The organism is Terrilactibacillus tamarindi, assembly GCF_009718825.1.
Lineage (GTDB): Bacteria > Bacillota > Bacilli > Bacillales > Sporolactobacillaceae > Terrilactibacillus > Terrilactibacillus tamarindi.
Genome location: NZ_WNHB01000002.1, coordinates 18,895 through 43,498 on the forward strand (window position 1 = coordinate 18,895; position 24,604 = coordinate 43,498).

Annotated in this window: 29 protein-coding genes; 8 read left to right on the forward strand and 21 right to left on the reverse strand. The window is 36.1% G+C overall.

Annotated elements, in window-relative coordinates; translation table 11 throughout:
- Positions 1-13: 13 nt before the first annotated feature.
- Both comA and GMB86_RS01270 read right to left on the reverse strand, forming a co-directional pair.
- The gene (comA, locus tag GMB86_RS01265) at positions 14-808 is read right to left on the reverse strand and encodes a phosphosulfolactate synthase (RefSeq protein ID WP_196220089.1); all 795 of its coding nucleotides are present in this window, start codon (positions 806-808) and stop codon (positions 14-16) included.
- 136 nt (positions 809-944) lie between these two features.
- The gene (locus tag GMB86_RS01270; protein WP_155216038.1) at positions 945-1,784 is read right to left on the reverse strand and encodes a manganese catalase family protein; all 840 of its coding nucleotides are present in this window, start codon (positions 1,782-1,784) and stop codon (positions 945-947) included.
- Positions 1,785-2,140: 356 nt separating this feature from the next.
- On the opposite strand from GMB86_RS01270, the gene GMB86_RS01275 reads away from it, so the two are divergent.
- Both GMB86_RS01275 and nspC read left to right on the forward strand, forming a co-directional pair.
- Positions 2,141-3,340, forward strand: a complete 1,200-nt coding sequence (locus tag GMB86_RS01275; protein ID WP_155216040.1) for a saccharopine dehydrogenase family protein — start codon at positions 2,141-2,143, stop codon at positions 3,338-3,340.
- Between the two features lie 10 nt (positions 3,341-3,350).
- Complete coding sequence (gene nspC, locus GMB86_RS01280) at positions 3,351-4,505, forward strand: carboxynorspermidine decarboxylase (RefSeq protein ID WP_155216042.1); 1,155 nt, start codon at positions 3,351-3,353, stop codon at positions 4,503-4,505.
- Positions 4,506-4,566: 61 nt separating this feature from the next.
- On the opposite strand, the gene GMB86_RS01285 is transcribed toward nspC, so the two are convergent.
- Entirely contained in the window at positions 4,567-4,860 is a 294-nt protein-coding gene (locus GMB86_RS01285; protein WP_329602698.1) for a YggT family protein, read from the reverse strand.
- Positions 4,861-5,035: 175 nt separating this feature from the next.
- Here GMB86_RS01285 and GMB86_RS01290 point away from each other — a divergent pair, with 175 nt between their 5' ends.
- Complete coding sequence (locus GMB86_RS01290) at positions 5,036-5,806, forward strand: potassium channel family protein (protein ID WP_155216044.1); 771 nt, start codon at positions 5,036-5,038, stop codon at positions 5,804-5,806.
- A gap of 57 nt (positions 5,807-5,863) precedes the next feature.
- Here the strand turns inward: GMB86_RS01290 and GMB86_RS01295 are convergent, their stop codons facing one another.
- Positions 5,864-7,219, reverse strand: a complete 1,356-nt coding sequence (locus GMB86_RS01295; protein ID WP_155216046.1) for a glucose-6-phosphate isomerase — start codon at positions 7,217-7,219, stop codon at positions 5,864-5,866.
- A gap of 341 nt (positions 7,220-7,560) precedes the next feature.
- Between GMB86_RS01295 and GMB86_RS01300 the strand changes: the two genes are divergently transcribed.
- Positions 7,561-7,782 carry a DUF378 domain-containing protein gene (locus GMB86_RS01300; RefSeq protein WP_155216048.1) on the forward strand — a complete coding sequence of 74 codons (222 nt, stop codon included), beginning with the start codon at positions 7,561-7,563 and terminating at the stop codon, positions 7,780-7,782.
- A gap of 178 nt (positions 7,783-7,960) precedes the next feature.
- Here GMB86_RS01300 and yugI read toward each other — a convergent pair whose 3' ends face one another.
- From yugI to GMB86_RS01315, 3 genes are all read right to left on the reverse strand, one after another.
- Positions 7,961-8,371, reverse strand: coding sequence for a S1 domain-containing post-transcriptional regulator GSP13 (gene yugI, locus GMB86_RS01305; protein WP_155216050.1), 411 nt, complete (start codon positions 8,369-8,371; stop codon positions 7,961-7,963).
- 349 nt (positions 8,372-8,720) lie between these two features.
- A complete protein-coding gene (asnB, locus tag GMB86_RS01310; RefSeq protein WP_329602699.1) occupies positions 8,721-10,610 on the reverse strand; it encodes an asparagine synthase (glutamine-hydrolyzing) in 1,890 nt (629 codons plus the stop codon).
- A 365-nt stretch (positions 10,611-10,975) separates the two neighbouring features.
- Complete coding sequence (locus tag GMB86_RS01315) at positions 10,976-11,218, reverse strand: helix-turn-helix domain-containing protein (protein WP_155216052.1); 243 nt, start codon at positions 11,216-11,218, stop codon at positions 10,976-10,978.
- Between the two features lie 160 nt (positions 11,219-11,378).
- Here GMB86_RS01315 and GMB86_RS01320 point away from each other — a divergent pair, with 160 nt between their 5' ends.
- Positions 11,379-11,747, forward strand: a complete 369-nt coding sequence (locus tag GMB86_RS01320) for a helix-turn-helix domain-containing protein (protein ID WP_155216054.1) — start codon at positions 11,379-11,381, stop codon at positions 11,745-11,747.
- 10 nt (positions 11,748-11,757) lie between these two features.
- On the opposite strand, the gene GMB86_RS01325 is transcribed toward GMB86_RS01320, so the two are convergent.
- The 9 genes from GMB86_RS01325 to GMB86_RS01365 all read right to left on the reverse strand — a co-directional run bounded on the left by GMB86_RS01325 (position 11,758) and on the right by GMB86_RS01365 (position 18,588).
- Positions 11,758-12,309, reverse strand: a complete 552-nt coding sequence (locus GMB86_RS01325; RefSeq protein ID WP_155216056.1) for a 3D domain-containing protein — start codon at positions 12,307-12,309, stop codon at positions 11,758-11,760.
- A gap of 275 nt (positions 12,310-12,584) precedes the next feature.
- Entirely contained in the window at positions 12,585-13,805 is a 1,221-nt protein-coding gene (locus GMB86_RS01330) for an NAD(P)/FAD-dependent oxidoreductase (RefSeq protein WP_155216058.1), read from the reverse strand.
- Between the two features lie 201 nt (positions 13,806-14,006).
- Positions 14,007-15,695, reverse strand: a complete 1,689-nt coding sequence (locus GMB86_RS01335; protein WP_155216060.1) for a hypothetical protein — start codon at positions 15,693-15,695, stop codon at positions 14,007-14,009.
- Between the two features lie 242 nt (positions 15,696-15,937).
- Positions 15,938-16,297, reverse strand: coding sequence for a HesB/IscA family protein (locus GMB86_RS01340; RefSeq protein WP_155216062.1), 360 nt, complete (start codon positions 16,295-16,297; stop codon positions 15,938-15,940).
- A 60-nt stretch (positions 16,298-16,357) separates the two neighbouring features.
- The gene (locus tag GMB86_RS01345; RefSeq protein WP_155216064.1) at positions 16,358-16,525 is read right to left on the reverse strand and encodes a Spo0E family sporulation regulatory protein-aspartic acid phosphatase; all 168 of its coding nucleotides are present in this window, start codon (positions 16,523-16,525) and stop codon (positions 16,358-16,360) included.
- 104 nt (positions 16,526-16,629) lie between these two features.
- On the reverse strand, positions 16,630-17,493 hold the full coding sequence (gene dapF, locus GMB86_RS01350; protein ID WP_155216067.1) for a diaminopimelate epimerase: 864 nt from the start codon (positions 17,491-17,493) through the stop codon (positions 16,630-16,632).
- A gap of 110 nt (positions 17,494-17,603) precedes the next feature.
- Positions 17,604-17,831, reverse strand: a complete 228-nt coding sequence (locus GMB86_RS01355; RefSeq protein ID WP_155216069.1) for a hypothetical protein — start codon at positions 17,829-17,831, stop codon at positions 17,604-17,606.
- Between the two features lie 133 nt (positions 17,832-17,964).
- On the reverse strand, positions 17,965-18,201 hold the full coding sequence (locus tag GMB86_RS01360) for a YuzB family protein (protein ID WP_155216071.1): 237 nt from the start codon (positions 18,199-18,201) through the stop codon (positions 17,965-17,967).
- A 72-nt stretch (positions 18,202-18,273) separates the two neighbouring features.
- Positions 18,274-18,588 carry a DUF1462 family protein gene (locus tag GMB86_RS01365; RefSeq protein ID WP_155216397.1) on the reverse strand — a complete coding sequence of 105 codons (315 nt, stop codon included), beginning with the start codon at positions 18,586-18,588 and terminating at the stop codon, positions 18,274-18,276.
- A gap of 157 nt (positions 18,589-18,745) precedes the next feature.
- On the opposite strand from GMB86_RS01365, the gene GMB86_RS01370 reads away from it, so the two are divergent.
- Positions 18,746-18,967 (forward strand): NifU family protein, encoded by a 222-nt coding sequence (locus GMB86_RS01370; protein ID WP_141190391.1) that lies wholly within the window; start codon positions 18,746-18,748, stop codon positions 18,965-18,967.
- Positions 18,968-19,072: 105 nt separating this feature from the next.
- On the opposite strand, the gene GMB86_RS01375 is transcribed toward GMB86_RS01370, so the two are convergent.
- Complete coding sequence (locus tag GMB86_RS01375; RefSeq protein ID WP_155216075.1) at positions 19,073-20,056, reverse strand: protein kinase family protein; 984 nt, start codon at positions 20,054-20,056, stop codon at positions 19,073-19,075.
- 112 nt (positions 20,057-20,168) lie between these two features.
- Here GMB86_RS01375 and GMB86_RS01380 point away from each other — a divergent pair, with 112 nt between their 5' ends.
- Positions 20,169-20,678 (forward strand): phosphatidylglycerophosphatase A family protein, encoded by a 510-nt coding sequence (locus GMB86_RS01380; RefSeq protein WP_155216077.1) that lies wholly within the window; start codon positions 20,169-20,171, stop codon positions 20,676-20,678.
- A 13-nt stretch (positions 20,679-20,691) separates the two neighbouring features.
- Here the strand turns inward: GMB86_RS01380 and GMB86_RS01385 are convergent, their stop codons facing one another.
- Both GMB86_RS01385 and GMB86_RS01390 read right to left on the reverse strand, forming a co-directional pair.
- A complete protein-coding gene (locus GMB86_RS01385; protein WP_155216079.1) occupies positions 20,692-21,456 on the reverse strand; it encodes a TIGR01457 family HAD-type hydrolase in 765 nt (254 codons plus the stop codon).
- 92 nt (positions 21,457-21,548) lie between these two features.
- Positions 21,549-21,866 (reverse strand): YutD family protein, encoded by a 318-nt coding sequence (locus GMB86_RS01390; RefSeq protein WP_408033822.1) that lies wholly within the window; start codon positions 21,864-21,866, stop codon positions 21,549-21,551.
- A gap of 374 nt (positions 21,867-22,240) precedes the next feature.
- On the opposite strand from GMB86_RS01390, the gene GMB86_RS01395 reads away from it, so the two are divergent.
- Positions 22,241-23,233: a M23 family metallopeptidase gene (locus GMB86_RS01395; RefSeq protein ID WP_155216083.1), complete on the forward strand. Its 993-nt coding sequence runs from the start codon at positions 22,241-22,243 to the stop codon at positions 23,231-23,233.
- 69 nt (positions 23,234-23,302) lie between these two features.
- Here the strand turns inward: GMB86_RS01395 and yunB are convergent, their stop codons facing one another.
- Together yunB and GMB86_RS01405 are read right to left on the reverse strand one after the other, a co-directional pair.
- Complete coding sequence (yunB, locus tag GMB86_RS01400; protein ID WP_196220090.1) at positions 23,303-24,103, reverse strand: sporulation protein YunB; 801 nt, start codon at positions 24,101-24,103, stop codon at positions 23,303-23,305.
- Between the two features lie 96 nt (positions 24,104-24,199).
- A complete protein-coding gene (locus GMB86_RS01405; protein WP_155216086.1) occupies positions 24,200-24,502 on the reverse strand; it encodes a YunC family protein in 303 nt (100 codons plus the stop codon).
- Between the last annotated feature and the right edge of the window lie 102 nt (positions 24,503-24,604).

Below are 24,604 nucleotides of genomic sequence, written 5' to 3' on the forward strand. Positions count from 1 at the left end.
AAGAATATTTTAACTATTTAGAAAAAGTATCAAATCTTAGACCCCTTCTGAGACATTCAAGGCTAAATGCATCTTTACATTGGATATTACCTAGATTTACATTTCTGCCCCAAAAATGAATTAACTCAATTTGTTGTTTTTTTTGTGGGGCTTCCCAAATAAGAAACTTTCTTATATCATCAGGAATTGTCTCTTTTATGTCTTCTAGAAAACCATGGTCTATCTTCCCATTGTTATTATAGATCCCCACGTTTTCACCTGATTCTCTTCCTTCTACGATGACATACGAGGCACCACATTCCAGGTCAGAATACAGCATACGTTCCAGGTCTTTCACTTCACAAGAACTACCTTCTTCTTTTTTCCCACATTCTGAAATGACGGTGAATCCATTAGCCACTGCCTCTTTAATCATCATTTGTCGTTTTCTAAAAGGTAAATCAATAGTTCCTTCGGAGATTTCAATATAGTCAAAACCGACGTTCTGCAAAAAATCAAAATACTCGTTAACAACACCCTTATGTAGGGCAATTTCAAATAAGGTACCACCTGGATATAGTTTAACGTTTGCTTTTTTAGCAAGTTGAAGCTTTTTTTCTAAAAGTTCCTTTGAATACAACACGGTTGTTCCAAACCCTAGTTTTATAAAATCAACGTATTCACCGGCCAACTGTAAGAGATCATCAAAGAGAGCTAGACCATTTCCTGTATCAATTAACATTGTAATGCCCTGTTCTTCAAATTTTCGATCCCTTTCACCTGATGGATCAAAAAGTATTGGATTCAAATCACTTTGCCGATTTTTCACAGAACGTTCCCTCCCCAAACTAGGTAAATGTCTATGAATCATCTTATGCGTGCCATTTTGTAAAAGTTCCTATTGTTTTGGGTGCCAGGCACCACAAAAAACCATGACATTTAACAATGTCATGGTTTTTTATCTTTTATTTAAATGATTTATTAATATTCAAGTCATGCTGCAAAGATTCTAGCGGAACGCTTAACTTAGGAATTTGTCCTTTTGGCTCAGGTTCACCAACATAGACAAAATCACCTGATCCGTCTGGAGCACTCCCCGTTGCCCATAATCCTTCAGAGGATTCTTTTCCATCGGATAAATTCCAAAACTCGTACGCTTGTTCTTGAGATTCCATTTCGGCTTCCGCAGGGAATGAAGCTGGAACAACAACGCCTTTTTTCTCTTCAAGTTCTTTAATAGCAGCCATCCATTGATATTGGTGATAACGGTCTCGTGCAAGCATTTTACGCAATGTTGCACGTACGCTTTCATCTTTAGTCATTTGATAAATTCTTGCTACTTGAAGGCGGCCCTGACTCTCCGCATGTAAATTGGAACGCATATCAGCTAATAGATTACCACTTGATACGATATATCCGCCGTTCCAAGGAACACCTGTTGAACTTGTTGGTAATCCTCCCAAACCACTAACAATTAAATGTTGAGGATTGATACCGCCCATAATAGCTGCCATAGTTGGATCTGTCGCTGCATCAGCTTGATCCTCTGGAGATGCCCCATCTAACAATTGACTTATTAAAGCGCAAAGCATTTCGACATGGCCAATTTCTTCTGTACCAATATCCATAAGCATGTCTTTATACTTTTCTTCACCTCTGCAGTTAAACCCTTGGAAGAGATATTGCATCATAACCGTCATTTCTCCAAATTGTCCACCCAAAACTTCCTGAAGCTGACGTGCTAGCATAGGATCAGGCCCATCCACCTTTACTTCAAACTGCAGTTCTTTTTGATGGCGAAACATATAATTCCTCCTTTTTAATCTTCGTTCTGTTGTTTATTACCCCTGTTTTTATTAAATCAATCTTTTTTTATGACTGTTGTTTCCGAAAACCACCGTTAGGGAATGAGACATATAGAAGGTGACATTTATGCTTTATTAAAAAACAATTTATGTGGCATCAGGGTCGATGTATGGCATGACTTATCGGAGCACATTTCGCTCATTTACTACTATTTTCAACAAACTTGGTCACAATAAAGACAGATGCGTCATCTTCAGCAATAATAATTGCTAATTTGACATCTTTTATGTATAATCAGCCTTATTGTATTTGATTAAATAAGCTTAATCTAGCTATTTAGGGAGGTAGAAAATAATTGGGAAAAGCGTTAATTGTTGGCGCCGGTGGCGTTGCTAGTGTCGTTGTACATAAATGCTGCCAGAACTCAGATGTTTTTGAAGAGATTTGTATAGCGAGCAGGACGGTAGAAAAATGTGACGCTCTAAAGAATAAATTAGATGGAGGCAGAACAAAGATTCATACTGCTCAGCTCAACGCTGATAATACGGATGAAGTCATTAACATTATTAAAAAATTTGAGCCAGACGTTGTTATAAATGTTGCACTTCCTTACCAAGACCTAACAATTATGGATGCGTGCCTTGCGACTGGTGTCCACTACGTGGATACAGCTAACTATGAGCCGCCTGACACACCTAAATTTGAATATAAATGGCAATGGGCCTATAAAGAAAAATTTGAAGAAGCAGGAATTACAGCACTACTTGGAAGCGGTTTTGACCCAGGAGTAACAGGCGTATTTACAGCTTATGCCCAAAAGCATCACTTTGATGAAATTCATACCATCGATATCGTCGATGCCAATGCTGGCGATCACGGCTACCCATTTGCAACCAATTTTAACCCTGAAATCAACATACGTGAAATAACGGCTAATGGTCGTTATTTTGAAAATGGTCAATGGATTGAAACAGAGCCTCTCTCTGAAAAAAGAGTCTATGATCTTCCTGAGATTGGACCTAAAGATATTTATCTTTTATATCATGAAGAATTGGAATCATTATCTGTTAATATTAAAGGTATTAAAAAAATTCGTTTCTGGATGACATTCTCTGAAAAATATCTGACTCATTTACGCGTATTAGAAAATGTGGGTATGACTTCAATTGAACCCATTGAATTTGAAGGAAAGGAAATCATTCCACTTCAATTTTTAAAAGCGATTCTCCCTGATCCGGCCTCTCTCGGTCCTAGAACAAAGGGAAAAACAAATATTGGTTGTATCATTCGAGGCATTAAAGACGGGAAACCAAAAACGTATTATATTTACAATGTTTGCGACCATGAAGAATGTTATAAAGAAGTTGGATCGCAAGCCATTTCCTATACAACCGGTGTTCCAGCTATGATTGGTGCCATGCTGATTATCAAAGGCATTTGGAAAAAGCCTGGCGTGTATAATGTCGAGGAATTTGATCCTGATCCATTTATGGAAGCTCTTAATAAAAATGGATTGCCTTGGCAAGAAAATTTCACACCAACTTTAATCGATTAAGGAAGATATCATGACAAACATACTGAACAACATTGACATAAATAAATTACCTTCGCCTTGTTATCTTATCGATGAAAGAATGCTTACTAAAAATCTAGAAACTTTAAAATCTGTACAGGATCGAACAGGGTGTCATATTCTTCTTGCTTTAAAAGGATTTTCTATGCATTCAGTATTTCCACTAATTGGTCAATATCTAAAAGGCGTAACATCGAGTTCACTCTTTGAAGCAAGGCTCGGATATGAAAAAATGGGAAAAGAAGTGCATACTTATTCACCGGCTTATGTAGAAAGTGACTTTGATGAACTCTTAAAGTATACAGATCATATCGTATTTAATTCTTTTGACCAATGGAATAAATATAAAGATAAAGTAAAAAACGTAACATCCAAAAAGATTGAATGTGGGATTCGAATTAACCCTGAATACTCAGAAATTGACACCCCTTTATATGACCCTTGTTTTACTCATTCAAGATTAGGGGTAACCTTATCAAACTTCAGACCAGATGAACTTGAAGGGATCGATGGTTTACATTTTCATTCCATGTGTGAACAAAATTCTGATACATTAGAACGCACACTAAAAGTCGTTGAAGAAAAATTTGGTGAATATATTAAAAGGATGAAATGGCTTAACCTTGGTGGTGGACATCACATTACAAGAAAGGATTACGATATCGAGAAACTCGTCCAATCGATTTTTTATCTAAAAGATAAGTATGATGTCGATATCTACCTTGAACCTGGAGAAGCGATTGCTTTAAATACCGGTTATCTTGTAGCAACCGTTCTTGATATTGTTCAAAATGGCATGAATATCGCCATTTTGGATACGTCAGCAACGTGTCATATGCCTGATGTTCTAGAGATGCCATACAGACCAGAGATTATGGATGCTGGCCAGCCAAATGAGTTACCTTATACTTATAGACTTGGTGGACTCACCTGTCTTGCGGGAGATGTCGTTGGAGACTATTCGTTTAAAGAACCGCTAAAACCGGGTGATAAGCTCATTTTCTGTGATATGGCTCACTACACGATGGTTAAAAATCATATGTTTAATGGCGTTAACCTTCCTTCCATTGTGACTTATCATGATGATGAAGGAATTAAAGTCATTAGACAATTCGGTTTTGAAGATTATAGTGGACGTCTATCCTAAAAATTATTTATAAAGTAAAGAAAAAACGCAGTCCATTTTAGTTGGTCTGCGTTTTTTTTAGTTATTTTCCAATCATGTCCAAAAATTTAAGCAGAATATAGCCCACTCCACTATATATGATTAAGGCAAATAAAGCAGATAAATCAAGAACATAGTGTCCAGCAAACGTGACAGGTTCAAACATGTTATAAAAAGGTGTTAACAGAGGTGTTGAGAGCCCATTCACCCACTGAACAAAGGGTACCTCTTTAGCCCCAAAAAATTTCAATATAATAAATAAACATAATAGAATTTGGATAACACTAAGAAGTATACTAATCAGCCTTGAGAATGTCTTGGGCTTTTTGGCTTTCACAAGGATATCCTCCTCTTGTCATAAGTTCCTTGAGATCATAGATCCCTTATCTGTTTTTCTTTAAGATATTTGATTAAATCTCAACAATGAGGGTTTAATCTAGCCATATGTGGAAAATTAGCCTCTAAAATTGGTGGCTATGATCATATGTTAATAGATAAAGGAGACCGCGTCAATGAAGTTAAAATGGCTAAAATCCAAATATATTCAATTACCCGAGGTTCTCCGCATCTTTATTGTCATTAGTATTATGATGATGGTGTTTGGTTACTGTATGCATTTAATAGAACCCGAAACGTTTGATAGCTTCGTTCATGTACTATGGTGGGAAACTATGACATTCACGACCATTGGCTATGGAGATATCGTTCCGAAGTCTAAATTAGGCCAAATTTGTAGTATTTTAATTATTTATTTAGCTACTGGGTTTGTCACTTACTTCTATATGCGTTTAGCTAAACACATCATGCTTTCCCAATTTAAAGATCATTATGGCAAAGCAATATTTAAAGGAGATCAACACATGATTATCGTAGGTTGGAATGAACGTACGAAAAAAATTATCGAGAGCTATCGGAGCCAACATGGATGGAAAAACCCGATTGTTTTAGTTGACCATACACTTAAAGAAAGTCAATTAGATGATACCTACTTTATTAAAGGAAAACCGTATGAAGATGAAACAATGATGCATGCCAATATTAAGGAAGCAAAGCAAATTATTATAACAGCTGATCCAAATGCTCTAGAGCAAGATGCAGATATCCATACCATAATGACCTTACTTACTGTAAAAGGATTGAACCCAAAAATATATGCGATAGCCGAAATTTTAACCTCATCCCAAATGGATAACGCTAAACGTGCCGGCGCCGACCAAATTATTCAAACTTCGGAACTTACAACAAAAGCAATAGTCAATTCATTAAATATTCCCGACCACTAGATCAAAAAAACTTCGCCGATTAGGCGAAGTTTTTTAATAAAAAGGCCACAAAATCTATTATTTATTTAACCTTTTTTCGAGTTCTGCTTTCTCAGCTTCAAATCCTGGTTTACCAAGTAGAGCAAACATATTTTTCTTATATGCTTCAACACCCGGTTGATCAAAAGGATTAACTCCTAAGAGATAGCCACTCATGGCACATGCTTTTTCGAAGAAATAAACAAGGTAGCCGAAGTGATAAGGGGTTAATTCAGGTATTTTTACAACAAGGTTTGGTACTTCGCCATCCGTATGAGCAAGCAATGTACCTTCAAACGCTTTTTTATTAACAAAGTCCATTGTTTTACCAGCTAAGTAATTCAATTTATCAAGATTATCCGCATCTTCTTCAATGACAATATCTTGTCTAGATTTTTCAACATATAAGGCCGTTTCAATTAACTGGCGACGACCTTCTTGAATATATTGGCCTAATGAATGAAGATCCGTAGAAAAATCAGCTGAAGCAGGATAAAGGGCTTTGTGATCTTTGCCTTCACTTTCTCCAAAGAGTTGTTTCCACCATTCAGAGAAATAATGTAAGCCTGGTTCGTAGTTCACAAGTAATTCAATATTTTTTCCTTTATTATAAAGGACATTACGGCTAACCGCGTATTGATAAGCTTCATTGTTTCTTAATTCTGGTTCGTTAAAATCGTTTTGTGCATCACGAGCCCCGGTCATCAGTTCATCGATATCAACGCCACTTACTGCAATCGGAAGAAGACCTACTGCCGTTAGAACAGAATAACGTCCACCAACATCATCAGGGATCACAAAGGTTTCATAGCCTTCATTATCAGCTAATGTTTTAAGAGCCCCTCTTGCTTTATCTGTCGTTGCATATATTCTTCCTTTAGCTTCTTCTTTTCCATATTTCTCTTCTAAGAAACCTTTAAATAATCGGAATGCAATGGCAGGTTCTGTTGTTGTACCTGATTTTGAGATAACATTGACTGACACGTCTTTATTTTTGAGTACATCAAACAATTCTTTAGTATATGTTGGGCTAATGCTGTTTCCAACAAAAAAGACTTGAGGTGTTTTACGTTCTGATTGATCAAGTATATTATAGAAAGAATGATTTAACGTTTCAATGGCTGCACGTGCACCGAGATAAGAACCACCAATACCAATTACAACAAGAACATCTGAGTCGTTTTTAATTTTTTCTGCAGACTTTTGGATACGAGCAAACTCTTCTTTATCGTAGTCAGTCGGTAAATTAAGCCAACCAACGAAATCATTCCCTGCTCCTGTACCTTCATGAAGTGCTTTATGAGCTGTTTCAACTGCACCAGCTAAGTAATCTAATTCATGTTCAGCGAAAAATGTGAGTGCATTACTGTAATCAAATGTAACTTTATTACTCATGTACAAAACGCCTCCTATTATGTAAAACTGTTTGCTTTGTTATAAAAGACTTCCATAGACTCAAAAATAGCAATCGCTTACAGAAATCATCCAGAGAATATGAAAAACATCTTTCTTGTATATCATTATACAATAATTTTCATAATAATACATCGGAATCGCACATATTGATGCTATTTCGTCATTGTTTATTTCGGCAACATTTTGATAAGGTTAGTAAATTCTCTTCAAACAATAACTTTCATTTAGAAAAACCCCTTTTTGTTCAATCCACTTCTAAATGTATAAATGATCAAAGTACAAGGAAAGCTAATAATGTAACAAAAAAGGAGGTATAAAAAATGGGTGGTTTACAACGTTTTGCACTGGCTTTACTCATCATCGGTGGAATAAATTGGGGCTTAATTGGTTTCTTTAATTTTGATTTAGTCGCTGCTGTTTTCGGAGGTACTCTCGCACGTATCATTTATGGTGTTGTTGGAATTTGTGCCCTTTATTGCCTAACGTTACTCTTCAAGCCAAGTGAACAAGTTGAACATTCTCGGGAAACATCGACGCATTAAATAAAAAAAGCTGATTCGCAAGTTATCTAACTTAGGAATCAGCTTTTTAAAAGGATAAAACATTAGCGGGCAGTAAGACCCCCACCTCAAGAGTATTCAAAGAAAATAGGTGAGGGATCAACTGCCCGTAATTAGTTCAGCAGGAATGAAGAACCCCCCCACTGATGGAAGTTTCACTTTATTTTTTTAGACGTTTATTCAATTGGGCTTGGCGGTCGTTAGATTCTTTTAACCAGTCTTTTAACTTTTCTTCTAATGTATTAAAACCTGGTTGTTTATCTGTAGACTCCGATCTAGACGAGCGGTTTCTAGGAGAAAAAGGTTTTTTCGGTTCAGCCTTTGGAGCAGGTTCAGTTGCTCTTATCGAAAGAGAAATTTTCCCGGAATCCTCATCAACTGTCAACACTTTTACTTTAACAGGATCTCCAACACTTAATAAGTCATTAATATCTTTAACATACTTATGGGCTATTTCAGAAATATGAACGAGTCCTTGATGTTCATTATCAAGTGCAACAAAAGCACCAAAAGGCTTAATACCTGTTACTTTTCCTTCAACTATATCACCAACATTAACATTCAACTGCATGAAAACAACTCCTAAACATTTATTAGCTTTTAAAGTATACCATACAACACTTACATAAGACAAAAAACTTCAAAACAGATTTTATTTTGTCACGTTTTCTTTTGAATCATTCCCCATTCACCAAAAAATAATCTGATTAATGGAGGGTGAAATTATCTTAATTTTAATTAGTGTCATGTCCCGGGAAATAATGTAATAAACTCTTGAAATATGTCGATTAAACAATAGGAAAGTTCTTTTATCCCGCCTTAACGGCAAGTAAAGCCCCCCGCCCCCCCACTGGTGGAAGTTTCACTTTATTTTGATTTATCTACTAGAAGAAAATAAAAAGAGAGCTAGGCTGCCCTCTTTAATTTTTAACTGGATCTAATTTTTTTGTTTCAATAAATAATGCTTTTTCAATATAAATTTGATGCCAAATCATAAACACAAGAACGGTCCATATCTTTCTGCTATTATCACGCTTTCCATTTTTATGATCATCAAGAAGTTTCAATACATAAGATTTATTAATATATTCTTCAGTATTACTTTCTCGTATCAATTGTGTTGCCCATTCATATAATTCATTTTTCAACCATACCCGAATTGGCACTGGAAAGCCCAATTTTTTACGATAAAGAATCGAATCTGGAACAATTCCTCGCATAGCTTCTCTTAACGCATATTTTGTTGTTTTTTCAGCTGTCTTTAAAGAAGAAGGAATCGTTTTAGCCACTTCAAAGACTTCTTTATCAAGAAATGGTACACGAAGCTCAAGCGAATGGGCCATCGTCATTCGATCTGCTTTAACAAGAATATCCCCTCTCATCCACGTATGAATATCAACGAATTGCATTTTCTCAACACTATCATACGATTTTGATCGGTCATATAAAGGCCTAGTAATGTCGGTGAAATTAATTGAATCTTGATGTGTTTTCAGAACAAATTGTTTCTCAGCTTCGTCAAACATATAGGCATTCCCAATATATCGATCTTCTATAGGTGTACATCCACGAAGAATATAACTGCGACCTTTCATATCTTCCGGCATTTTTTCAGCCAGCTTTTTCATTATGTTCTTTCCTGGCGTTGGTATCTTATTAAACCAATTTAAAGCTAAAGGTTCACGGTAGATGTTATACCCACCAAAGAGCTCATCTGCCCCTTCACCAGAAAGAACGACTTTAACATGCTCGCTCGCTTTCTTTGCAACAAAATATAAAGGGACAGCTGCTGGATCTGCTACTGGGTCATCCATATGCCAAATAATCCGAGGTAATTCCTGTACAAATGCTTCAGGAGTGATCACTGTATGTATATTGTCAACTCCTAATTTTTCAGCTGAGTCTTTGGCAATATCGATCTCACTATAACCTTCACGTTCAAATCCAACTGTAAACGTTTGGATGCTTGGATGAAACTCTTTTGCTAATGCGACGATGCTCGTCGAGTCAATTCCACTAGAAAGAAAGGCACCGACCGGCACATCACTTCGCATATGAATTTTGACGGAATCACGAAGAACATTTCTTATCTTTGTCTTAGCATCGTCAAGTGTCTGTTGAACTGGTGAGAAACTAGGACGCCAATAGGCTTCAATATGCAATGGTTCATTTTCTTTTTTTATAAGATAATGTCCTGGTTCAAGACGTTTAATATTTTCGGCCATTGTATCAGGTTCTGGCACAAACTGATAGGTTAAATATTGTTGTAATGCTTTTTTTAACACAGGATGAGACTCCTCACCAACTAACATACTTTTCTTTTCTGAAGCGAAAAATATGCCTTCCTCTGTTTCCATATAATAAAAAGGTTTAATACCAAAATGATCTCGAGCAGCAAATAGTGTACGCTCTTGCTTGTCCCAAATAACAAAGCCAAACATCCCACGAAGACTTTGCATGGCTTCTTCTTTTCGATCAGCATACAATGCTAAAAGGACTTCTGTGTCACATGACGTTTTGAACGTATAACCCTTTTCTTCTAATTCTTCTTTTATTTCTAAATAGTTATAGATTTCACCGTTAAATATAATATGGTAACGTTCATTTTCATAAGGTAGAGGTTGATGGCCTCCTTCTAAGTCAATAATACTTAAACGTCTAAAGGCTAATTGTACTTTATCATCTGTATAGTAACCAACATCGTCTGGACCACGATGAGTGATAATATTCGCTCTTTCAGGCATTAGGTTTTGATCATGTTGTTCAGGCACTAATGGTTCATTTGATATAAACCCACAAAATCCACACACTTTAAAATCCCCTTTCAATTCAAACAAAAAAATGCATGACTTTACCAACTTAAGTTTATCATTCAATGGTTAAGTTGCCTAGTAATCCATCGATTATTTCAATAGTGACTTCCATTAATTTAAGGCTCATTCAACGCCCAAAGCCCCACCTCTGTGTGCAAAAAGTCTTAAGAAGTGAGGTAAGGTAGATCCCGATCGAATCATTTGAAGTCGTTTATTAAAATAGAATAACATTCTAAATTAAGATAGTATTATTTTATCATGAATATACACTGAGGGGGACTTTTTTATGGATCTTTTTTCACTTGATATTTAGGGACTATTCGACAAATAGTATTAGATTTATCAGCGGACATGAACCATCATTAAATGTTGATTTTATCCGTCCTTTCATGATCCTCTACTTCACAAAACAGGTCAATTAGCGGCACATTTAATATAATCGAAACTTGAGCTAACGTATCTGCTGTAAATTTACTGCGACCGGATTCAAGATAGTAGTAACCATTCGGACTTTGATAGCCTAAGGATGTCGATATTTCTTTTAATGTCATTTTGGATTTCCTTATTTTCTTTAATTTTTCTAAATTTACAGTTAACTTTTTCAATATAATCACCCCTTGCCTAATTGGTAACCTTTACTGTGATTATATCATTATTTTGTATTAAATTAAAAAATTATTTTCCGTTTTGACAATTAACCATTCGGTAATTTGTTGTCATGATAAAATTTTTAAGACACAAATTATTGAAAGGTGCATCAGTTAAATGAGGGACATACTTGGTTTTCGAATCCGTAATTTACGGGAAACAGCTGGTTATTCTCAAAAAGAACTAGCTGAAAAACTAAATATTTCAAATGTTCAACTCAGCCGATATGAATCAAACAATCGAAAACCAGATCCAGATACACTGATGCTTATTGCAGATTATTTTCAAGTATCGACTGATTATTTATTAGGTCGAACAGATCAGGTTCACGAATTTAATTCCACATACTCAAGTGAACAAGATATCAAACTCATTAATCGAATTAGACAGTTCCCTAATTTAGAACAATTTATTAAAGATTTATTAGATCATCCAGATAAAATGAAAAAATTACAAGAGATCTGGAAAATTATCCGTACTGATTAAAATGGATGCTTCATTTTGACACTGGGATGGTTTTATCATGGTTTAAGTGCTCTAGTACAGCTTCTGTTAAGACGCCCCGTCCTCTTTTTATGGTGTAAACTTCTAGTTGCTTCTTCCCCCATTGTCTATATACGTCATCGACCGTTTTAAAATACAAGTCCAATTTATAGCCTTTGATGGCGTTTCCCGTATCAGCTACCACTCCGTATCCATATCCTGGAATATACAAAATGGTTCCAATTGGGTAGATATGTGGATCTGCAGCAATAGTCGAAAACGAGTCCCTTCTTACCTTCACACCACTATACGTTATTCCATAAGACTTGTCGTTAGGAGTTTTCCCTGTAGATTCTTGCCCTGCCGTGTAACCCGTCGTCATGACTCTATGATGTGGGTAAGTATCTAATTGAGCCACATCCAATACAACACCATTCGTTTGATGACTATATGCCGTCTTTTCCAATGCAATGGCATGCGATGTTGTCTGACAAAAAAATAAACATAAAAAAAGAAACATAATAGAGTTTCGTTTCTTTCCGTAGATGCTATATTTCTTCACCATTTTTTCACGCTCCTATAGTAAAAAGTATCCCCCATTTCATTTTCATTATGTATTTTATTGAGAGCACTGATTTCTCCTTATAATTTTTAATACCAGAATTCGTTAAAGAGAATCAATATAGCTAGTTACCGCAAGGATCGAATTTTTCCCCATGGTCTCTTTTAAAAGAGGGGTTAAAACGAACGCTTGATTATATGAAAGAAGATCATTAATCGTATTTTAAAAGGCTACCGATGTCTATGACATCGATAGCCTTTTGATTGATTTATTTTTCATTAAAATGGTTTAAATTTACCTTTTTTAAGTAATAAGCCTAGACCACCTTGTAAGAACAAGGATCTGTCATCTATGACTTTTTTCATGGTTGCAGCTGCTTTACCTTTAAGCTTTTTATCACCAAATACGACACCAATAGCATCACTATGTCCAAGAGAAGCCACAGTACCTTTTGATTTATATACAAAGGTTTCAGTTGGTTCATTCTTAAGTATGTGTTTAATGTTTCTAGCTATAACATAAGCTTCTTGGAGAGCAATTTGTGCTGTTGGTGGATAAGGTCGACCTGATTCTTCATTCATAATTAAGGCACAATCCCCAACAACGAAGACTGAATCATCATCAGGTGCACGTAAGTCATCTTTGACAGGAACTTTACTACGATTTGTTTCAAAACCAGAGTTTTCAACAATTGCGTTTGCTTTTACTCCACCTGTCCAAATAATTGTACCTGCTTTGATTTCTTCTAAATCTTCGCTACCTTTGGCTTGAATTTTTACACTATCAGGTGTGACTTCTTTAATAAATGTATCTAATTTGAATTGTACACCTTTTGATTCGAGGAAGTTTTTTGCATAAGTCACAAGTTCAGGATCAAATCCAGGTAAAATGGACGAAGCTCCTTCAACGTTAGTAATCTTAACAAGTGTTGGATCGATATCATATTCTCTGCACAATTCAGGCACTCGGTTAACGAGTTCACCTAGAAGCTCGATACCACTAAAACCACCACCGCCTACAACAATCGCTAATTGTTCAGGAGTCGCATTTTTGTCATTGTTATAGTTAGCAAATTGATAATCAATATGCTCACGGATTCGACGGGCCGTGTTAATACTACGCATTGCAAAGGCATATTCGTCTAGACCTTTGATACCAAATGTTGCTGATTCAAAACCAAGAGCGATAACAAGATAATCATACGTAAGTTCTCCATTTTTTAGGATAACTTTCTTTTCATCTTTCTTAATTTCTCTTACTGAATCTTGAACAAAATTGACACGATTTGGATTAATAACATTTTTAATTAGAACTCTTGCTTTGTCATGATGAATCGTTCCAGCCGATACTTCATGTAACCAAGTTGATTCATAGTGATAATTGTGTTTGTTAACTAACGTAATATCTGCGTCTTCATTGCTTAGCTCTTTTGTTAAGCGTACGGCAGTCATCAATCCACCGTAGCCAGCACCTAGAATTAAAATTTTTGGTTTGCTCATTGGTGACACCCACTTCTCTATTAATATGTTCAAACTGTATGATTTTGAGGCGTTTGTTCAAAAAAAAGGTCCTCGTTTTTTGAACACGCTCTTTTAGCAAAAAAATATTCTTTATCCATAATCAATAATATGTCTTTTTTGTGTATTTTTCAAGCCTAACGATCTTATATTTCGAATAACTTACTAAAAAGGTCAACATTGTTATTCGTTCTTTTGTGACAAATTTGCAAACTTCATAACTGTAGCCGTATCTTGTTGATTATCCACATATTGGATTCGCACACTCTCCCCTTGCTCTAGGAAAACCGAGTATGGAAACTTTGTCGATGTCACGGTGAAAATTTGAGAGTGCCCTTTTATCATAAATTGCGTGATGGTTCGATTATTCTCAAAAGCTTTATACACGCGAATAACTTTTCCTTCTAACGTTTTCGTATTAGCCATGTCTGACGGAACGGCATTATCTTCACTATTTAGTGATAGTTTATTTTTGTAATTATTGAAAGTATCTCTTTTGTTATCACTATACCCCATCATTTTTTCATTCTCCGCGTTAACAACAGCTAAATTTCTGAAGACCCCATTGTCATCTAACACAGGAACAACCCAGGAGTATTGACCATAAATGTTATAAAGTGTTGGTCCTATGGCTTTATATCCTTCACGTTTAAACGTCTTATTTACAACGTTTATAGCTGCTCCACCATTAATCAAACCGTTTGCTTTTGTGTAGTATGTCAATTGGCCTGATCTTGCATCCATTAATGTATAACCGACCATTGAGCCTGAATTGGTATTATTAATCGTATGGTCAGTAAACCATTGCATTTGACCATTTCGATTAAAAACCGCCGTTACCTCATCTTGACCTTTCCATTTCGTTGGCTCATGTACATCCCTTTTCCCTATTAGACTGTTGAAGAAACCATGTTTATACTTTCCAAACCAATCATTTCTTTCTTCAGCAATAGAATCCGGGATCACTTGATCAATAAACGTAGGAACATGTGACATGGAATAACGTTTCATTTTCCCATTTGTTGGATCTACTACAATGACACCATCAACAGAACGAATTTGGCGAAACTTTGAAAAGTGACCGTAACTGACAACGTAATACGACTTCCCATTATCGTCAGGTTCAAACGAATCGCCATATAGAATCAGATGAGGGTATTTTGCTCTAACCACGCGATCTAAGTGATGATTAAAATAGGCAGAAGGGACAATGCTCATTTTTTCTTTTACAAATTGAGGTTCAGCATTTTCATCCTCAGCATTCATTTTAATATATCCAGGAACCGTCCTTGCCTTCATCCATCGAAATAATCCTTTAAACTCAATTGGTGTGACCCAATACAATTTTTTATCTATTTTTTGAATAGAGGAATCGCCTAATTCGTAATAGGAGTAGTTGCTCACGCTACCTAATAGTTTCTCTGATTTGTATCTCGCGTACTTTTTAGGAACAACTGGAATATGCTGAATATCCACAGGCTCTTCCTTCTCATTGGTCACTTGTGCATTTGCCATATTATATTTGGAGTGAGCTAACGTTAAAGGGTAGATAAATCGAAACCCTGTATAGGCGAGCAAGAAAAATATAATAAATCCAGTGAGATATATAACAGGTTTTGTTTTCTTTCGATTAAATATCCCTATATCTATCAAAATAGATACTAAAATTAAAGGAACAAAGGCTACAAACAACCCACTATATGTAATATCCATTAATTTAAAATAGGTAACAAAGAAAATGTACAAACAACCAGTTAATAGTTTGGCCAGTTGATAGTAATAAAAATCGTATTTCTTGTAATTATCACGCCATATAGATGGAACCAAGGTCACAAATAGGATAGCAATAAAATAAGGTAATATATGCATCATGACAGCTTCCTTTCTTTATTTATGTCTCACAAGAAAAGAACGTAAAGATTAGTCTATTCTACACCTTTACGTATTAAATCACTTTTTGGTTCCGAATAATGCTGTACGCGTAGACATCGGCATTAGTTTATCGTTTGACTTAATCATTCTGCTATTAATAAGAGCGTTTCAAAACACAAAAAGGTTCAATCCATATATGGTATGAATTGAACCTGATCGTTATTTAGTATTAAGGAAAATTATTAGCAATCTTTCGTTGGTGTACCTGCATTTGTAGCCGTTTTAAATGAATGACCACATCCGCATGTGGCGATAGCATTAGGATTGGTTATCGCAAAGCCGCCGCCCATCATATTTTGTTTAAAATCAATGGTTACGTCTCTTAATAAAGGGGCACTTTCTTTATCAATAACCACTTTTATGCCATTGTCGTCGAATGAAAGATCGTCCTCTTTAAGAGTATCATCAAATCCGAGTCCGTAAGTTAAGCCCGTACACCCTCCACCATTGACACCAACACGAAGGAATATATCTTCTTTTTCTTCTTCTTTCATCATTTCTTTGATTCGGTAGTTAGCCGCCTCGGTAATTGTTAGAATCATTTTCTCATCTCCTAATTAAAAGGATAATCCTATTGTATCTTGAAATCCACTTTTACTCAATTAATTGACCGTTTGTCCCTGACTTCGTCTGATTAAGACGTTATGCAAATAATCAATTTGACGACTATATTCTAATACGGTAGGATCTAAAAAACCTCGTTCAATAGCAGTTGAAATCATACGATGGCGGAATAGTTCAATTTGAGCATAAACGTTTTCTTTATTCATCTTACTAGCCCCCTGCTAATATTTTTAAATCAGTTTCATGCCTCACGAAAGAAAGTCAATTTATATGCAAGGCCAACAGTTTTCAGCCATTAATGCTAGATTTTCTATAGGAAGAAGATTCCATCACAAATCGTAACAGCAGCTCCCGTCATCCAAACATGATTGGATGCATTGTCCCATTCAATCTGAAGGTCCCCACCAGCAAGATGAACGGTAATTAACTCATCCTTACGTAGTCGTCCCTCTAAGATCGATGCAACAACGGCAGCGCATGCTCCTGTCCCACAAGCTTGCGTAATCCCTGATCCCCGTTCCCAAACACGATAATGTAGTTCACTGTCTGATAGGACTTCAACAAATCCAACATTCGTTCCTTCAGGAAAAAGGTCGTGTCCATCGGCCAATTTGGGGCCAATTTCATTTATAGGGATATTGTGTATGTTTTCTACCAAAAATATACCATGTGGATTTCCCATAGAAACACCCGTTATTTGATATGCTTGTCCCTCAATGATGTGCGTTTCCTGAATAACTGTTTCTACTGGCTTTCCTCCAGTCATAGGAATCCGTTCACGTTCTAAAATAGGCTCTCCCATATCAATGGTCACTTTATCAACACCACCATCAGTTGGGAATACTTTGGCCTCTACTTTGCCACTGATCGTTTCAATTGAAAAATGTTCTTCCTTCACCAGTCCATGTTCAAAAGCATACTTTGCAACACACCTTAACCCATTTCCACAATTTTTCGCTTCAGAACCATCACTATTGAAAATACGCATTTTCACATCCGCTACTTCTGAAGGTAGAATAAGAATAAGCCCATCTGATCCAATACCGGTGTTTTGATTGGACACTTTTTTGGCCAACTCAGAATACGGTGGCAAAGGCTCCGTATAAGTCACTCGATCGACATAAATATAATTGTTACCTAACCCATGCATTTTTGTAAAAGGTAATCGTGTCATAGATATTCCCCACTTTTTGATTAATAATCTAAAAACTTATCGACAAATATTTTAGTATGCTCGTATTTTGTCTAAATGACGAAAGAATAGTGTTAATCGGGATAATTCATTTATCGTAAGGCTTGTTCACTCCAGATGTAGTCTCGATCCATTTCAACAATAACTATTTTTTCATGACAGCATGGCATAATGACATGGGTTTTTATCCCTTCTTCTGCCCGTTTAGCAGCTGTTTTACTTAGGTGTAAATAGACATTTTCAGTGTGACAAAAAGGACACTCTGTGAAATAATAGTCGTCTTTTATTTTTTCGTATGGCCAAGTATGAGAAAAATCCAATTTAGCATCCTCCTTGAATGAATCTTTATGAAATTAATTTGTTATCTTCATTATCGTATAATCGCTATCAATATGAAGAGTTAAATTGAGTTATTTGTGTGAAAAAAACACCACAGAAGATTTCTGTAGTGTTTTAAAACATCGGGTTTTCTTCTAAATAGGCATATATATGATCAACAAGTTCTTCAGGTGTTTCCCCTGATACAAACTCACCATTGACTAACGCATAAGGTCCTTCATAGCATAATCCACAATACCCAAGACATGTATATTCAATCACGTCTAGATTGGGATCCTTTTCGAGTTTCTCAAGAGCCTTTTGCGAGCCACTAGCAAGATTACTCATACAAAACTCTATAATAGGCTTCATTTTTGGCTCACCTCGATACAATCCTATCGTGTGAAACCTTATTCGTCAAATTTTTAATTTTGTTCTGAGATATTATTCAGAAACGAATAAGTCTGTTTCTTTTTCGATATATTGGAATATTTTCTTCAGGTTTGGCATTCCTTCCCCAATGATCGTGTCATTCGCTACAATTAGTGGGAAAAAAAGTTCATCATTTATTATTTTTTCTGTATATTTCATATCTTGTTCAGAAATAGGGGAGTAAATATCCACATATCGGATTGAATGATTTGCATTCATAAATTTACGTCTGATCGCAGCTTCAAGCCATTCCATTGTTTCTCTAGAAGATGGTGCTTGGACACAACTCGAACATCGAGCCTCTGAACCATAAACGGTAAGTTCCATCATTCTTCATCCTCTCCAAAAAATGCACTCCACTATAATATATACAGTTTTCAGTTAAAATGGAAGTTATGATTTTTGTTAAAGGTTTCCGCATGGATTTTTTTATTGTTGTCGTTTATAATAGATCTATATGTATGGAGAAGGGAGTCAGAACGACATGCGTGAACAAGTTGAAGAAGTATTAGATAAACTTCGTCCTTTCTTGCTTCGTGATGGTGGCGACGTCGAATTAATTGACGTAGAAGATGGCATAGTACGCGTTCGTTTAATGGGTGCCTGTGGTAATTGTCCAAGTTCGACCATTACATTAAAAGCCGGCATTGAACGAGCACTTCTTGAAGAAGTACCCGGTGTCCGTGAGTTAGAACAAGTTTTTTAAATAAAATAGGATAGCTATTCTCTCCCCCTCATACATCGTGTGAAGGGGATTTATTTTATCAATAGTGACAAACCCGCTCTATTTTCCCATTATTTTGTACAACCTTCATGCTAAAGTTTTTAACCAATCGACCGCATTAATGTGATATCGGTTGGCAAACGACGTTAAAAATTGTTCCATTTTTTCTGATTTTTGAATGGTCATTTCCAATTGTTTCATCATTTCCTCAGATCTATCTCCACCAAAATAGTAATCTTCACCACATTCAATAAAAGAAATGGGTAATAATAAACGCCCATATATACGTGATAGGACATCCTCTGTCAGAGGGAATATAACATGATAATGTTGTAAGAATACGTCAACTTCATTAATTGGGAGGGTGTGTGTCTTCCAAATGGTATCACGAATCCAGTCAGCTATATCTCGAGATCTATGATCAATAACCCACTCAGCTGGATTATCAACCCCATTATCTGACACTTGCTGACTTTTCACCCGATAATGACAAAGGACGGGTGGTTCAATTTCTAATGAATCCATATTCCAATCAACATAATATTGAATCGCATTTTCTGCTAACCCAATGAAATAAGGAAAAACTTGAATGAATTTTTGTTCAAATGACGGAACATGATTTGAATTCAAAGATTGTTCGACCTTCCTTTTTAAATTATCAACACGCTCTCCCCAATACATATTATTTCGCAAGTAAGGTGATTCTTTAAATACATTGATATCAATACCCATAGTATCTCGATGTAATTTCGCCAAGTTTTTTGGATAAGAAAATGAATGTCCTCTCGTCATCAATGGCATACTACACAACACATACGGCTGATTTTGTATTTTAATGGTATATTGTCCCTTAATGGTTTTATGAATAAGCATCGTCTTTTGGTGCCCTGCCAAACGAATGGATTCAGAAAGATGTGCTAGTTGATCTATTTCCTGATGATAAAAAGCCGATAAAGGCTGTAAAATAAGTTTCTCATTATTCCATCGAAGGATGGGTGATTCTTTTGTACCAATGTTTTCACATACAAGGCCATATTGTTGATTGATAAACGTTATCCATTCATTGTTCATGTCCATCACCTCAGATGATAACGGTTCTTTCTTTTAAGATTATTCTATGCTCATGCCCATAAAATGTGACAATCCTTAAACATGACTAACGTAAAAAGCGATTGGAGAGTGAATGAAAGTGAAAGAAAAACAACTTAATGTGATCGAAAAAAAGGCTAGAGAATGGCTTCTTGATCGTGGTGTAAAAGTGCAAGACATCGCAGAATTAACCTATTATTTACAAAGTAGTTATTTTCCTAATTTAACAATCGAAAATTGCACCGAGCATGTAGAGAAGGTTCTTTCAAAACGTGAAGTGCAAAATGGCATTCTTACAGGGATCCAATTAGATCGACTGACAGAACAAGGTTTATTAGACGAACCCCTACAAAGTATGCTAAAAAAAGACGAAGGACTATATGGCATTGATGAGGTTGTCGCTCTTTCTATTCTAAACGTGTATGGTTCCATTGGTTTAACAAACTACGGGTATATAGATAAACAAAAACCGGGGATCTTATCGAGACTAAACGATAAATCCACCGGTGAATGTCATACTTTCTTAGACGATATTGTTGGTGCTATAGCTGCCGCTGCTGCGAGTCGCCTTGCCCATAATTCAGATATAACAACGACTTCCTAATTAGGCCCTAGCTTCAAAATGTCCATTCTTCTAATGACGAAAGAGCATAAGTTGGTTTTTCCTCTATCGCTAGTAACATTTCTTTGGTCGTCACTCCTGTATGGACAAGTAATGTATCAATGCCTGCTCTTAGTCCCGCAAGAATGTCCGTATGATAATTATCACCAACCATAATAGTCCGTTCCGCTGCTGTTCCGATTTTCTTTAAGGCTTGTTCGACTATGATTGGCTCGGGCTTTCCAATAAAAATGGGATCAACCATCGTAGAAACAGAAACTACGGATGTTAATGATCCATTCCCTGGAAGAAATCCTCGTTCTGTTGGAAGGGCAATATCAGGATTCGTAGAGACAAATTTAGCTCCTTTCCGAACAGCTAGACAAGCCTTTGTTAACTTTTCATACGTTATTTCACGGTCCATTCCCATAACCACGTAGTCTGGATTTTCTTCTTCATAGTTAAGACCAACTTCTTCTAGTGCCTGCTTTAATCCTGCTTCTCCAATAAAATAAACCGATGCATTTGGATTTTCATCTTTAATATATTGGGCTGTTGCCATACTTGTGGTCAAAACATCATCAGGTGTAGCCGGTACACCAAACTGTTGCAATGACTCTGCAACAACTTCTTTTGTTCGTGTTGAATTGTTGGTTACGAATAAATAGTTTATATTTTTTTCTTTCAATTTTTTTACAAATTGAACAGCTTCTTCTATTTTTTCTGTTCCTCTGTACATCGTTCCATCAAGGTCAATTAAAAATCCATCATAATGTTTCATCAACATCCCTCACAATATCTATAAACTTACAGTCATTATTTTAAGTGCAACCTCTTTAAATTTAACATAAAGACTTTTTGCTATGTTCTGTATCAATCGGTAGATTTTATCTTTTTTACGACAAAATAAGCACAACCAAAATTACAATATTCTAATATGTAATCCGTAAGTGTACTAATTCTGGTGTCGTAGGAGGCTTTTCGATGTGTATCCTCATAGAAACCACGTAGTCTCAATTGCTCATATCCCCAATCACCAACAATATAATCGAACTTGTTTAGTATATCACTATACCTCTGTAAAAATGAGGCTTCTTTCCAGCCATCGCGAACATTCTCAATAACTTCATATGTTATATTATTAACCACGACTTTTTCACTCATATTTTTTCTCACCCCTTGCCAAAACATTCTCCATATAATTCCAAGCAATTTTATTCTAAAAAAGGTCATGATATATAGTGAAACTTCAATCAGTAGGAAATCTTCCCTCTTCCACTGACTGTGAGCTAAACCAATCACGGTTACTTGCGGATCATGGTCCCCATTATGCATCTATCGATTCCGTCTTAACCCTTAAAATTGAATTAATTGCCCATTAAAGCGGGATAAAACGGAGAGAACACCTTATGATCTCTTTTTCGATGTGAAGAACGAGGAAAAATCATTTCATTTTGTTTATATTATAACAGTTTATCCAATATATCTCCTCTTATCTCAATTCGGAGAAACGGAGTTGGATTTGGTGTTATAAATAGTTTACAAAATCAGGAAGGAGGCAGATCATGTCGTATTTATATCGAACCTTGTTTTTATCACTGCTCTTATTTTGCTTATCTACCCCTTTAGTTGATAAAAACAGTCTTGCTAAACAATCTATATTCGATGAACGTAAAGCGTTATATCTGAAAACAGCAGCAGTCACTGGTGTGCCTTGGACAATCTTAGCTGCCTGCGATCAATATGAACGCAATATCCACAGACTACGGACAACGACAAATACGAACGAGGATTTGATTGGTATAAAAATGGATGAACATCTGTGGGTTGGATTATTAAATCCAAATCCGAAAGATACAAATCCTAAATCCATTGCTTTCTTTCAAGGGCAGGGAAAGGATGGAAATGGGGATGGCATCATCGATATCCATTCGCCTGAAGATGTTTTATATAGCTATGCTTCCATCCTTTCACTAGGAGGACCTGGTCTAGATAATGAAAAAATTGCCTTATGGAAAATGTATCATCGTGGAAAAACGGTTGAAATGATAACTGAATACGCCAAACTATATCAACATTTCAATACCACACAGTTGGAAGATCATGCCTTTCCTGTTCCTGTTCATATGAATTATGATTATCAATCAACTTGGGGGGCTAGACGTGGATGGGGCGGTCTACGCATACACGAAGGAACTGACATTTTTGCTGACTATGGGACACCGGTTCTCGCTACATCTTACGGTGTTATCGAAATGATGGGGTGGAATAAATATGGAGGATGGCGTGTCGGTTTGAGAGACCCACAAAATAATTATCATTACTTTGGACATTTACGAGGCTATGCCAACAACATTCATGAAGGATCAGTGATAAAACCAGGACAAGTCATTGGCTATGTTGGAAGCTCTGGTTATGGACCTGAAGGAACACAGGGTAAATTCCCTCCTCACTTACATTATGGCATGTATCGTGATAATGGTCGTACTGAATTTTCATTTGATCCTTATCCATATTTACGAACATGGGAAACAAAAAGTTTGCAACAACATAAATAATAAAACTCTTTTCCGAGAAGAAAGGAAGGATGATGGTCATGACCATGCATCCTTCCTTTTTGTCTAAAATCATTTTTTAGGTACGGGTAAGGCTGGTGTTGAATGAGCGCCATTTCCATCCTGATAATAAGAAGGAACGGGCCCTTTAACAAGCGTTTCAAAAATAGGGACATTTCGAATAATCGGCTTTGCCTTGACTGCAAATGGAATAATCACATTAATATCAACACGAACTTGAAGATAGAGTCGATAATAATTGGTTGTAATATCAAGTGCTGTCACCTTGGAAACCACATTAACTTTAACATCACTTATTAATTCCATATTAATGGGAACTCTTGGTCCTAAGTTTGATAATAAGGCATTATGGGAAGCCTCCCCTAGTGGTATTTCTGCAACCACGCCATTGTGTTTTTTAGGATTTTCCTTTATTGTGACATCATCTAATTCCGAATTACTAAAATCAACGTTTCCCCCTTCGACCATACGAAGGAACCATTGAATTCGATTTTCCGTTTCAGTCATGTATCGTGTGATGGCAACGGTGTTTGGCGTTACGTTGACTGGGTACCCCTCTTGATTATATTTTATGGTTGCTAATTGTTTTGTTATATTTTGCGGATTATCAAGTTTAGCTGAATCATTTGTTAAATCATTTAGGGTTTTTTTTCCTATGCCATAATTGATGGCATAAGAGCCAATCTGATCGGCTTGTGTTGATGCGATCGTCATTAAAGAAGGGGTAATACTTTTATCGATAATCCCCAGTCCAACAAAGGTAAAAATAGAAAAGAGGATAATTGTAATTAAAAAAACATGTTTGAAAGGTAGATTTCGTCGTTTGCGGTATCTTCGATATGGTTTAAACATTGCGAATCCCCCTTTATAAAGCATGTATATGCTTAACTAAAGGGGGACATACACATTTTTATTTTGGCGTTAAAACCGCTATATCGTTTTTTTCACTTAAATCATCTTTAACAAAGCCTCTTTGCCAATCATCCCTTTTGTAATCCCCATTTCCTCAGCATGTGTTGTCACAGACTCAAGGGGAGATGATAGTAATTGATCAATGGTCCTAACCCCTACAGCACGGCCACTGATGATACCACGATCACTTAAATGATCATTTAAAAATTTAACATCTAGAGCCCCGCACATGATGTAGCCAACATCATTATAAACGGCAAGTAATGTCGTCTTTGGCATTTTCACTGTTACACTGGTAAAAGGTTTTCCTTCAATGAAGATCGTCTCTAATTTTACCATTGAACCACAACTCCTTTACCATTATCTTATGGTAAAGGAAAGTCTTGGTGCCTATTTTTAGGCTTGAACCAAGATACAAAAAGCCGCCCAGAGGAGTCCTTA

Excerpts from the sequence above, each read along its gene's own strand:
- GMB86_RS01270 (WP_155216038.1), bottom strand. The coding sequence starts at position 1,784 with ATGTTTCGCCATCAAAAAGAACTGCAGTTTGAAGTAAAGGTGGATGGG.
- nspC (WP_155216042.1), top strand. The coding sequence starts at position 3,351 with ATGACAAACATACTGAACAACATTGACATAAATAAATTACCTTCGCCT.
- GMB86_RS01290 (WP_155216044.1), top strand. The coding sequence starts at position 5,036 with ATGAAGTTAAAATGGCTAAAATCCAAATATATTCAATTACCCGAGGTT.
- GMB86_RS01295 (WP_155216046.1), bottom strand. The coding sequence starts at position 7,219 with ATGAGTAATAAAGTTACATTTGATTACAGTAATGCACTCACATTTTTC.
- GMB86_RS01300 (WP_155216048.1), top strand. The coding sequence starts at position 7,561 with ATGGGTGGTTTACAACGTTTTGCACTGGCTTTACTCATCATCGGTGGA.
- yugI (WP_155216050.1), bottom strand. The coding sequence starts at position 8,371 with ATGCAGTTGAATGTTAATGTTGGTGATATAGTTGAAGGAAAAGTAACA.
- GMB86_RS01320 (WP_155216054.1), top strand. The coding sequence starts at position 11,379 with ATGAGGGACATACTTGGTTTTCGAATCCGTAATTTACGGGAAACAGCT.
- GMB86_RS01325 (WP_155216056.1), bottom strand. The coding sequence starts at position 12,309 with ATGGTGAAGAAATATAGCATCTACGGAAAGAAACGAAACTCTATTATG.
- GMB86_RS01330 (WP_155216058.1), bottom strand. The coding sequence starts at position 13,805 with ATGAGCAAACCAAAAATTTTAATTCTAGGTGCTGGCTACGGTGGATTG.
- GMB86_RS01335 (WP_155216060.1), bottom strand. The coding sequence starts at position 15,695 with ATGATGCATATATTACCTTATTTTATTGCTATCCTATTTGTGACCTTG.
- GMB86_RS01340 (WP_155216062.1), bottom strand. The coding sequence starts at position 16,297 with ATGATTCTAACAATTACCGAGGCGGCTAACTACCGAATCAAAGAAATG.
- GMB86_RS01345 (WP_155216064.1), bottom strand. The coding sequence starts at position 16,525 with ATGAATAAAGAAAACGTTTATGCTCAAATTGAACTATTCCGCCATCGT.
- dapF (WP_155216067.1), bottom strand. The coding sequence starts at position 17,493 with ATGACACGATTACCTTTTACAAAAATGCATGGGTTAGGTAACAATTAT.
- GMB86_RS01360 (WP_155216071.1), bottom strand. The coding sequence starts at position 18,201 with ATGAAGCCTATTATAGAGTTTTGTATGAGTAATCTTGCTAGTGGCTCG.
- GMB86_RS01365 (WP_155216397.1), bottom strand. The coding sequence starts at position 18,588 with ATGGAACTTACCGTTTATGGTTCAGAGGCTCGATGTTCGAGTTGTGTC.
- GMB86_RS01370 (WP_141190391.1), top strand. The coding sequence starts at position 18,746 with ATGCGTGAACAAGTTGAAGAAGTATTAGATAAACTTCGTCCTTTCTTG.
- GMB86_RS01375 (WP_155216075.1), bottom strand. The coding sequence starts at position 20,056 with ATGAACAATGAATGGATAACGTTTATCAATCAACAATATGGCCTTGTA.
- GMB86_RS01380 (WP_155216077.1), top strand. The coding sequence starts at position 20,169 with ATGAAAGTGAAAGAAAAACAACTTAATGTGATCGAAAAAAAGGCTAGA.
- GMB86_RS01385 (WP_155216079.1), bottom strand. The coding sequence starts at position 21,456 with ATGAAACATTATGATGGATTTTTAATTGACCTTGATGGAACGATGTAC.
- GMB86_RS01390 (WP_408033822.1), bottom strand. The coding sequence starts at position 21,866 with ATGTTTTGGCAAGGGGTGAGAAAAAATATGAGTGAAAAAGTCGTGGTT.
- GMB86_RS01395 (WP_155216083.1), top strand. The coding sequence starts at position 22,241 with ATGTCGTATTTATATCGAACCTTGTTTTTATCACTGCTCTTATTTTGC.
- yunB (WP_196220090.1), bottom strand. The coding sequence starts at position 24,103 with ATGTTTAAACCATATCGAAGATACCGCAAACGACGAAATCTACCTTTC.
- GMB86_RS01405 (WP_155216086.1), bottom strand. The coding sequence starts at position 24,502 with ATGGTAAAATTAGAGACGATCTTCATTGAAGGAAAACCTTTTACCAGT.